The sequence below is a fragment of the Mucilaginibacter sp. genome (genome assembly GCF_028288105.1).
GTDB lineage: Bacteria > Bacteroidota > Bacteroidia > Sphingobacteriales > Sphingobacteriaceae > Mucilaginibacter.
Map to the genome: position 1 here is coordinate 1 of NZ_JAQBOI010000018.1, position 9,639 is coordinate 9,639.

Here is a 9,639-nt window from a genome sequence, read left to right on the forward strand (position 1 = left end):
TTATGAAAGCCATGCAGACCAACTGCAGTGTATTCATAAAGTTCCGCGAATTTACATTAAATTTTTTAACCGCCTACTTTTTATACGCAGCTATCCCACTATCCAGGTAGGAAATAAAGGAATTAACATCCGTAGCGCCTATCGGCGTAACAAGCGCTTCGCCCTTTTCATTAATGATAACATAATAAGGCTGTGCGTTTGAATTGAATTTAGTGATCTCAAAATCAAGCCACTTGCCGCCAATTGTGGTAATGTTTTTACCAGTAGTGGTTGATTTATATTGTTCTGCAACAGGCAGGTCGGTTTTATCGTCTATCACCAATTGTAATATTACAAAATCGTTTTGCAGTTTTGTCAATACAGCAGGCACGGGTAATACCTCTTGCTCCATTTTACGGCAGTTAACACAGTTCCAGCCTGTAAAATCTATCAGGATGGGTTTGTGCAGTTGTTTTGCAACTTCTACAGCCTGGTCATAATCATACCACTCATCAAGGCCTTTTACTTTTGGCAGGCGTTTAAAAAGCTCTTCGTATTTTTTTTCTTTTATGGTTGATGTATTTGCAGGGGTTGCAATTGCACCATTACCCACGCCACCAGAGAGATCAAAATCCTGTGTACTTAAAGGAGGCAGCAAAGCACTGATGGCTTTTAACGGCGCGCCCCAAAGGCCCGGCACCATATAAATGGTAAACGCGAACATAGCCATAGCGATAAACGTACGGGTTACCGTTAAATGCGTTACGTCGCTATCGTGCGAGAATTTGATCTTACCGATCAGGTATAAACTTATTAATATGCCAATCGCTATCCACAGGGATAAAACCACCTCGCGGTCAATTATATTCCAGTGATAGGCCAGATCGACATTCGATAAAAATTTAAGGGCGAAAGCTATTTCTATAAATCCCAAGATCACCTTAACGCTGTTTAACCAGCCGCCAGATTTTGGCAGGCTTTTAAGCGCCGACGGGAACATGGCAAATATGGTAAACGGCAATGCAATAGCCAGTGAAAAACCAAACATAACCACTGCCGGGCCAAGCCTGTCGCCTTTTGTAAAGGCGCTTGACAGCACACCGCCAATTGCAGGGCCGGTACATGAAAACGATACTACTACCAGTGTAGCAGCCATAAAGAAGATGCCCGCAAGGCCACCTTTGTCAGAGTTTGCATCAAGTTTGTTGGCTAAAGAGCTGGGCAGGGTTATTTCAAATGCACCCAGGAACGAAGCGCCGAATACAACCAGCATCAGGAAGAAAAAGAAGTTGAATATGCCATTGGTTGCCAGCCCGTTTAAAGCTGCGGGGCCAAAAATAATGGTGATCAAAAGGCCAAAAACCACATAAATAAATATGATAGATAGGCCATACAGGCAAGATTGCCAGATAGCATTTGCCCGGCTTCCGCCTCTTTTGGTAAAAAAGCTAACAGTTAATGGTAGCATCGGATAAACACAAGGCAATAAAAACGCTGCGAAACCGCCCACAAAGCCAATTATGAATAATTGCCAAAGGTTTGTAGGCGAATCGGGTGAAGCAGGGGCTGATTTATTTACTGCTGATTTGGCAACAGAATCGGCAACGGGTGCCTTCTTTTTAGCCGCGGCGATACTATCTGCCGGGGTTTGGATATCTGTAAACTCCACATCGTTTGTTGAAACGGTGTCGGCAGTTTGTGCCTTAACTTGCTGCGGGGCTAAAACCGTAACGGCGAAAAGGATTGCTAAAAATAAAAGAGCGTGCTTTAAAGGGCTGCGCAGGGTAGCTGATGTCATTTGTCTTAATAATTATTTACCTAACGGGATAGAGAACTCAACCTCGTCTGGTGGAAGACATTTTTGGTCGTTACAGGTCATAAACTCCAGTTTTCCTTTAACTGCTGCAGCTTTTGTCGATTTTAGTTTTACTTTTTGCTGAAACACAACCGAGTTTTCAAAGTAGCCAACATTCATGCTAAATACTTTTTCATATTTAGATATAGGCTTAGGCTCGGCTGTTTTGCCAACTAATGCATATTCTTTTGAAGGGGTAAAAGTGAAACTGGTTTTTACCGGGCCACCATCTGCAACGTTTTGCGAGTAAATGTGCCAGCCCTGGTCAATAGTTGCTTTTATTAATACAACCGCCTCGGTAGCGCTGATTTTTTTGGCCGCGTATGACCATCTTACGTGCGATTCTACCTGTGCCTTTGCACCAAAGGTTATCATCAATGCGGTTATCACTAAAAGTATTTTTTTCATTATTATTATTTATTTAAAGTCCATTATTAATTATATACCAAGAGAGATCGAAAATTCGACCTCATCTGGCGGAAGGCATTGTTTATTACAAGCCATAAATTCCAATTTACCTGTAACGTTTTTAGCCTTCGGGGATCTTAGTTTTATTTTTTGTTGAAACACAACCGTGTTTTCAAAATAGCCCACATTCATTTTAATGGCAGGTTCGTATTTAACAATTGGCTTGGGCTCAATGGTTTTACCTGCCAATATGTAATCTTTTGAAGGTTTAAATGTAAACGTCGTTTTTAACGGCCCGCCTGGTTTCCCCGTTTGCGAGTAGATGTGCCAGTCTTTATCTATCGTGGCTTTTAAAAACACTACGGCTTCGGTAGCGCTTATTTTTTTGGACGCATACGACCACCTCACCGGCGATTTTACCTGTGCATTAGCACCAATAGTTATCATTAATGCTACTATCCCTAAAAATAAACCTTTCAATATTATTTATTTAAAAATTCTATTTCCTTTAAGTTATAGACCTGTTCACCGCCATTTTGGTCAATTACCAACAAACCATTATCTTTAACGTTTATTATCCGGCCTTCAAAAACCTGCCCGTTCGACTTAAATTGCCGCGGTTCGTTTAACCAGTATAGCCGATTTAAGTACATATTTCTTATATATTCGATTCTTCCGGCTTTAAGGTGCAGGTAGTATACCTCAATATTATTGCAAATTTCTGCTAATATATTTTTTAATTCATAATCCCTTTGTAATATATTTTTGATAGAAGTGGCATTAGTGGCATTGTCAGGGAAATTTACCTGGTTTACATTAATGCCTATACCAATTATGGCACTTTTTATCTGGCTGCCCTGTAATATATTTTCTATGAGCATGCCACCAAGCTTTTTATCGCCATAGTAAATATCATTTGGCCATTTTATCTTAAGGCTGTCACGCAATAGAGGGTATAGAGCGTCATATACACCTAAGCTAATGGCCCGGGTAAGGTCAAATTGTTGCTGTGCAGATAAAAAACCGGGTTTTAATAATAAACTGAAAGTCAAATTTTTTCCCGGTTCGGCATGCCATGTGTTTTCACGTTGACCACGGCCGGCATGCTGTGTTTCTGCCATAATGACCGTTCCATCAGGTACTGGCTTGGATTTTGACAATATATTTTTAAGGAATGTGTTTGTAGAGTCAACTTCTTTTAGTGACACTAAATTTTGTCCAACAAATAATCCTGAAAATATGTTATTTTGCAACGTATAATATTATTAAACCCAAAATCGTTCAAAACTAAATCTTTTTAATGGTAAAAAGTAAAGTCATAAATGAATCCACCTATATTTCTGAACTTGCCATACACGGCATGCAAGAAAAAAAGGGGAATGATCTGGTAAGGCTTGATCTTCGTAATATAAATAGTTCGGTAGCAGATTACTTTGTAATTTGCCATGCCGATTCGGCCACACAGGTAAAAGCAATTGCAAATAGCGTTGAGGAAGAAATTTATAAAGCTATACAACAAGACCCTTGGCGCAAAGAAGGGCTTGAGTACGGCGAATGGATACTGCTGGATTATATAGATGTTGTCATACACATCTTCAGGACAGATAAACGCGAGTTTTATGGTGTTGAAGATTTATGGGGTGATGCTGAAATTAAAAGCTATAAAAGCGCTTAAACAAAGCTCGAAACACAATACCCTTTTTTTTAGTTATTTATTGATAAGTTGAGCTTGTAGAAACATGGAAATTAAAGATAAAAAGTCCGATTCCTCAAAACCTTTACGCAAGGTTCCGAATAAGAAAATTACGCCAAAACCGCCAAAGTTTAACCTGATGTGGCTTTATGCCATTGCTATTATTGGTATACTGGTGGTGCCCACTCTTATGAGCGGCAGCATTGGTAAGCAGATAGATTTTCAAAGATTTAGTACTCAGATGCTGCGCTCGCGCGATGTTGACCACATTGTGGCCTACAAAAATGGCGATCTGGTAACTGCCGAGGTATATATTAAGAAAGATAGCTTGGGTAAACCACAATACCAGGATGCTAACAAAGGCCAGCGTGGTTTAGGTATATCAAATGAACCGCAGTATAACTTTACCGATGCATCTTACGAAAGCTTAAAGCAATCTATCGCCAACGCCGAAAAAGATGTACCCGAATCGCAAAAAACGGCTATCGAGTATCAGCAGGGTAAAGAAAACCTGTTGAGCAACTGGCTGGTACAATGCGTTATAATGGCGGTATTGCTGGTTGGCGTATGGTTGTTTATTATGCGCCGTATGGGCGGTGGTGCAGGCGGCGGTGGCGGCGGCCAAATATTTAATATTGGTAAATCAAAAGCTACCTTGTTTGATAAAGAAGCCCAGGTATCGGTTACATTTAATGATGTTGCCGGGCTGGAGGAAGCTAAACAAGAGGTTATGGAAATTGTAGATTTCCTTAAAAACCCTAAAAAATACACCAATCTGGGGGGTAAAATACCTAAGGGTGCATTGTTGGTAGGTTCGCCGGGTACGGGTAAAACATTGCTGGCCAAAGCCGTTGCAGGCGAGGCACAAGTGCCTTTCTTCTCACTATCGGGTTCTGATTTTGTGGAGATGTTTGTAGGTGTGGGTGCATCACGTGTTCGTGATTTGTTTCGCCAGGCAAAAGATAAAGCGCCTTGTATCATATTTATTGATGAGATTGATGCCATTGGCCGTGCCCGTGGTAAAAACAATATTGTAGGTGGTAATGATGAACGCGAAAACACCCTGAACCAGTTATTGGTTGAAATGGATGGTTTCGGTACTGATTCGGGTATTATCATCCTTGCAGCCACTAACCGCCCCGACGTTTTGGACAGCGCTTTAATGCGCCCGGGACGTTTTGACAGGCAGGTATCTATTGATAAGCCCGATTTGATAGGCCGTGAGCAGATCTTTAAAGTACACTTAAAACCTATTAAGGTTGCAGAAGGGGTAGATGCCAAGAAATTATCGGCACAAACCCCTGGTTTTGCAGGTGCAGAAATTGCCAACGTTTGTAACGAGGCCGCTTTAATAGCTGCCCGTAAAAACAAAGAAGCAGTTGATATGCAGGATTTTCAGGATGCTATTGACCGTGTGATTGGTGGTTTAGAGAAAAAGAACAAAATTATCTCTCCGGAAGAAAAGCGCATTGTGGCTTACCACGAAGCTGGCCACGCTATTGCGGGCTGGTTCCTGGAACATGCCGATCCATTGGTGAAAGTGTCTATCGTTCCGCGTGGTGTTGCAGCATTGGGTTACGCCCAGTATCTGCCAAAAGAGCAATTCCTGTATACTACCGAGCAATTGCTTGATGGTATGAGCATGACCATGGGAGGCCGTGTTGCAGAGGATATTACTTTTGGTAAAATATCTACCGGTGCGCAAAACGACCTTGAACGAATTACCAAACTGGCTTATGCCATGGTTACCATTTATGGTATGAACGAAAAAGTGGGTAATGTATCTTTCAACGATACCCAGGGCGAATACCAGTTTAACAAACCATACTCTGAAAAAACATCAGAGCTGATCGATAACGAGGTACGCACCTTAATTGGCGATGTTTATCAAAGCACCAAAAAACTGCTTATTGATAAACGCGAAGGTTTGATCGCATTGGCTAATAAACTGTTGGAAAAAGAGATTCTTTTCCAATCAGATCTGGAAGAAATATTGGGTAAACGCCCGTTTGATAACCGTACCACTTACGACGAGTTTGTAAATGGCCCGGAATCAAACCAGGAGCCAGTTGCACAAAACCTGATCCACGAAGGTGTTAGCGATCATTCAGGTACATTTGAAAGAAACCCTGAAGAAACCGATACAACTAAAGAGTAAATCTTAAGTTTATAAAAGTAAAAGTCGTAAGTCTGAACAAGGCTTGCGACTTTTTAGTTTATACTTGTTATTTTTGGCCTAACAATGAGGGATATAACTACATCAAAAGAGAAGCTATTGAAAAAAGTGCGTAAGGCGCTTTTAGAAAAACGCGACAATCCCTATCCAAACCTGGAAGACCTGCCCATGTATCCGCCAAATGAGGAGATGCTGGAAGTGCTTTTTGCCCAGGAATTTACCGCGGTAAGTGGCCAGTTTGTTTTTTGTGAAGATGAGGTACAGTTTATAGAGAACCTATTGGAATTGGCCGAGGAACGTAAGTGGCATAAAATATACTGTTGGGAACCCGCCTTGCAGCAAATGCTTAAAACTTACGAATACCCCTTTTTTGAAACCGATAAAGATTTTGAACAAGCCGAAGTTGGCTTTACCTTTTGCGAGGCATTGATAGCCCGTAACGGGACTATTTTACTCTCTAACGCCAATGCCGCGGGCAGACGCTTAAGTATTTATCCCCCGGTGCATATTGTGTTGGCCTATACTTCACAGCTGGTGCTTGATCTGAAGGATGGGTTTAAGCTGTTGAAAGAAAAGCATGGCAGCCGCATGCCATCAATGATAAGCCACGTTACCGGCCCAAGCCGTACCGCCGATATTGAAAAAACACTGGTTTTAGGCGCCCACGGCCCTAAAGAGTTGTTTGTGTTTTTGTTGGATGGTTAAATCCCGTAGAGACGTGATACTTCACGTCTATTAATCATTTTATTACCTGTCTAAACAAGACGCGAAGTATCGCGTCTTTACGATATTACCTTCAAATCCTCCAATTTACTTTCCTCTAATACCATTCGCTCAGTAACCTTTCTGTGGTGGGCCCATTTTATTAAACGGATGCAACCATCGGCTATCTCTATACCAGTGATATCACCATCGTTAAAACAACAGCAGCCAGTATTGAAATAGGTATCCAGGTAACCGTTAAAATTTGGTTGGTTATTTCCCCGTAGGTGCAGGCTGGTTATTTTCTTTTCCAGTTCGGCAGTTTTTACAATGTCATTCGCTTTTTTGGCCTTTTCCAGGCTAATGTAAAGTATCTCTAATTGTGTTAATGATTTAAATACCGGCTGATGTGTGTGCCCGGTTATCAGCAACATGTTTTTTCGCAGGCTGCTCCACTCATACATAATGCGGTTATGATCGGTTTTTAACAGGTTATTATAGGCCGGCGTATTAGGGTTTATACGCAGGTAACCTTGCAGCGGCCCCCATACAGTAGATACGAACCACTTGCTAAACCAATTGCCGTCGCTCTGCAGATCGCCTTGGTGGCCGTGGGTCATAAAAACTTCCAAGGGTTTATTGTTTACTATGGTTTGTAATATTGCGCCCTCGTAAATACGGATGGCGCGCCCATATATTTGCAGCAGGCTAACCGCGGCAAGCGGGTCGTTATCCCAATACAGGTCGTGGTTGCCAAATATCTTTACAAACCTATCCTGCTTAATAAACAGTTTTTCTGCCTCGAAGGTAGATTTATTGTGCCGTTTTACGGTTACAAACAGGTTTTCCCAAAGCTCTTCGCTATCACCCAGATTAATGTAGATGAACTTTTCATTGTTATAATGATCGAGTGCGGCCAAATAATTACGGGCAGATCTGGCAAATATGTCCGACCCATCTCTTGCGCCCTTATGCTGATCAGATAGGATGATAAATTTATCTTTATGGATATCAAATGGTATAACCAACCCTTTTTTACCCGGTTTGGTAGTAATGCTTTTATAAAGGGCGTTTAAAGCCCTGTTAACTCTTGCTTTATCGGGGCGGGACGAGAACCTGTCGGCCAGGCGTGAAACGGGTTTATACAGTAAGCGTTGAAAAAAACGGCGCATGTGGGAATAACATGCGCCGTGTAAAATTGTGTGATAAGGTTAAGATTAATACTTGCCCGAACCGGTTATAGTAATTTGTTCATCGGTGCTCAGGTCAATCATATTTATAGAGAACTTGTATGAGTTTGAACCTGTTTTGGTAATAGTGCCGCCAGTAGAAGAATAAAGCGTACTGCCGCTAACACTTAATGCATACAGTTCAGAAGAAAAACCGTTACTATCAGTGAATTCGACAACGTTACTTGTGCCGCTGCCGCCTGTTGGCATATTATAAACCGTAAACGATGCGCCGCTTTCATCGGCTATAACTACATCTATATTACCGCTTACACCGCTGGTAGCAGCAATAGATACGCATGGGCCGCTATGTGTGGTCCCCTTAATAGTAAATGAGCCTTTCCCGATATCGTTGCTACCATCGTCGCCATCCTTTTTGCAACTGCCTAAAAATGCTACCACTAACAAAAGGAGCAGGCTTTTAACGAAGAAATTTCTTTTTAAAGTTTTCATAAAATGTGTGTAAAGTTTAGTTATAAGATTTGGTTAAAATGTAAACAGGTAGCTAAGCCCGGCAAACGCGTATGAACCGCCGGTTACTTTTATGTAGTTGTATCCAATACCCAGGTGAGATTTTTCGCCAATATTAAGCCCTACTTTAGCGGCCAATAATAAGTTGGTACTGGTTGCAGAATTATCGTCATCATCTGATGCACGCAGGCTGTAAAAACCTACTTGCGGCTCAATAAAAAACATATCGCCTAGCTTAGCCATGTAACCCACTTTTATAGGGATACCAGAGTATTTAAAAGCGACATCTTCTTTTGCTACAAAGTAGTTGTAACCTACTGTACCGGTTACAGCACCTGTTTCACTAAGGTGATACAGGCCTTTTAAGTTGATACCCACACCTACCGACGACGAATTTTTAAAATTGCCTAATGGTAATAGCACCTCCGGTTCTAAGCCAATAGAGAAGGTTGAAGCCGAACCATCTGCAAACGCGGCATTTTTAAGAGCGCTTTTTTGTTCAGATAAGTTTTTTTCGCCCATTACGGGGCTTGTGTTAGCTGGTATGGCTACTAATGCAATTGCCGTGTTAGTAGGTTTGTCGGTAGTAAGGCTGTTATCCTGTGCATTAGCAGTAAGGCCGGCACATAATAGCGGGAGAAATAAAAATTTTGAAAGGTCAAGGTTTTTCATTTTATACATTCATTTGCCTACTCTGTTCCGTTTTCGGCTTTCCCGGCCGCAATTAAACAATTGCTTGAAGGCAAATTTCTGTTTGTAAGCAATGCGTATCAACGCTTATAACACCCAGGTTTAACTGTGTTTTAAACCTTTAAATACCGTGAAAACACGGGCCTCTTACAAAAGCGGTGTCAATATCTTAGCATAACAAAACATTACTCTTACAATTATGAAAAAGCTATTATTTATTACCTTATTACTGATGACCGGCTTATTTGCCTTTACAGGGTGCAGCAAGAAGAGCGACGATGGGGCTGATTCCGCTTCCATATCAAAAAGCAAACTGGTTGGCAAGTGGCTGTACGTAAAGTTTGTAGAGAATGGCGATACAGAAACCTTTAACAACGGCGAGTACTTCCAGCTAAATGAAGATGGCACAGCCTATGACAGTATGGACGATGACAAC

At 41.5% G+C, this 9,639-nt stretch carries 11 protein-coding genes; 4 read left to right on the top strand and 7 right to left on the bottom strand.

Annotation, left to right across the window (positions count from 1 at the left end):
• Positions 1-73 precede the first annotated feature (73 nt).
• The 4 genes from JWQ85_RS01000 to JWQ85_RS01015 are packed head-to-tail and all read right to left on the bottom strand — an operon-like array spanning position 74 to position 3,450.
• Complete coding sequence (locus tag JWQ85_RS01000; RefSeq protein WP_299462568.1) at positions 74-1,777, bottom strand: thioredoxin family protein; 1,704 nt, start codon at positions 1,775-1,777, stop codon at positions 74-76.
• Between the two features lie 12 nt (positions 1,778-1,789).
• Complete coding sequence (locus JWQ85_RS01005; RefSeq protein ID WP_299462571.1) at positions 1,790-2,242, bottom strand: protein-disulfide reductase DsbD domain-containing protein; 453 nt, start codon at positions 2,240-2,242, stop codon at positions 1,790-1,792.
• A gap of 30 nt (positions 2,243-2,272) precedes the next feature.
• Complete coding sequence (locus JWQ85_RS01010) at positions 2,273-2,722, bottom strand: protein-disulfide reductase DsbD domain-containing protein (RefSeq protein WP_299462574.1); 450 nt, start codon at positions 2,720-2,722, stop codon at positions 2,273-2,275.
• Between the two features lie 2 nt (positions 2,723-2,724).
• Complete coding sequence (locus JWQ85_RS01015) at positions 2,725-3,450, bottom strand: biotin--[acetyl-CoA-carboxylase] ligase (protein ID WP_299462577.1); 726 nt, start codon at positions 3,448-3,450, stop codon at positions 2,725-2,727.
• Between the two features lie 92 nt (positions 3,451-3,542).
• Here JWQ85_RS01015 and rsfS point away from each other — a divergent pair, with 92 nt between their 5' ends.
• From rsfS to JWQ85_RS01030, 3 genes are all read left to right on the top strand, one after another.
• On the top strand, positions 3,543-3,917 hold the full coding sequence (gene rsfS, locus JWQ85_RS01020; RefSeq protein WP_299462580.1) for a ribosome silencing factor: 375 nt from the start codon (positions 3,543-3,545) through the stop codon (positions 3,915-3,917).
• Positions 3,918-3,981: 64 nt separating this feature from the next.
• Complete coding sequence (gene ftsH / locus JWQ85_RS01025) at positions 3,982-6,093, top strand: ATP-dependent zinc metalloprotease FtsH (protein WP_299462583.1); 2,112 nt, start codon at positions 3,982-3,984, stop codon at positions 6,091-6,093.
• 84 nt (positions 6,094-6,177) lie between these two features.
• On the top strand, positions 6,178-6,816 hold the full coding sequence (locus JWQ85_RS01030; protein ID WP_299462589.1) for a lactate utilization protein: 639 nt from the start codon (positions 6,178-6,180) through the stop codon (positions 6,814-6,816).
• A gap of 77 nt (positions 6,817-6,893) precedes the next feature.
• On the opposite strand, the gene JWQ85_RS01035 is transcribed toward JWQ85_RS01030, so the two are convergent.
• From JWQ85_RS01035 to JWQ85_RS01045, 3 genes are read right to left on the bottom strand one after another with little or no spacing between them, the layout of a single operon-like run.
• The gene (locus JWQ85_RS01035; protein ID WP_299462592.1) at positions 6,894-7,985 is read right to left on the bottom strand and encodes a metallophosphoesterase; all 1,092 of its coding nucleotides are present in this window, start codon (positions 7,983-7,985) and stop codon (positions 6,894-6,896) included.
• A 45-nt stretch (positions 7,986-8,030) separates the two neighbouring features.
• Entirely contained in the window at positions 8,031-8,495 is a 465-nt protein-coding gene (locus JWQ85_RS01040; RefSeq protein WP_299462595.1) for a hypothetical protein, read from the bottom strand.
• A 33-nt stretch (positions 8,496-8,528) separates the two neighbouring features.
• Entirely contained in the window at positions 8,529-9,185 is a 657-nt protein-coding gene (locus JWQ85_RS01045; RefSeq protein WP_299462598.1) for a hypothetical protein, read from the bottom strand.
• A 217-nt stretch (positions 9,186-9,402) separates the two neighbouring features.
• Between JWQ85_RS01045 and JWQ85_RS01050 the strand changes: the two genes are divergently transcribed.
• On the top strand, positions 9,403-9,639 hold a 237-nt coding region (locus tag JWQ85_RS01050), incomplete at its 3' end, for a hypothetical protein (protein ID WP_299462601.1).

Excerpts from the sequence above, each read along its gene's own strand:
- JWQ85_RS01040 (WP_299462595.1), bottom strand. The coding sequence starts at position 8,495 with ATGAAAACTTTAAAAAGAAATTTCTTCGTTAAAAGCCTGCTCCTTTTG.
- ftsH (WP_299462583.1), top strand. The coding sequence starts at position 3,982 with ATGGAAATTAAAGATAAAAAGTCCGATTCCTCAAAACCTTTACGCAAG.
- JWQ85_RS01005 (WP_299462571.1), bottom strand. The coding sequence starts at position 2,242 with ATGAAAAAAATACTTTTAGTGATAACCGCATTGATGATAACCTTTGGT.
- JWQ85_RS01035 (WP_299462592.1), bottom strand. The coding sequence starts at position 7,985 with ATGCGCCGTTTTTTTCAACGCTTACTGTATAAACCCGTTTCACGCCTG.
- JWQ85_RS01045 (WP_299462598.1), bottom strand. The coding sequence starts at position 9,185 with ATGAAAAACCTTGACCTTTCAAAATTTTTATTTCTCCCGCTATTATGT.
- JWQ85_RS01030 (WP_299462589.1), top strand. The coding sequence starts at position 6,178 with ATGAGGGATATAACTACATCAAAAGAGAAGCTATTGAAAAAAGTGCGT.
- rsfS (WP_299462580.1), top strand. The coding sequence starts at position 3,543 with ATGGTAAAAAGTAAAGTCATAAATGAATCCACCTATATTTCTGAACTT.
- JWQ85_RS01000 (WP_299462568.1), bottom strand. The coding sequence starts at position 1,777 with ATGACATCAGCTACCCTGCGCAGCCCTTTAAAGCACGCTCTTTTATTT.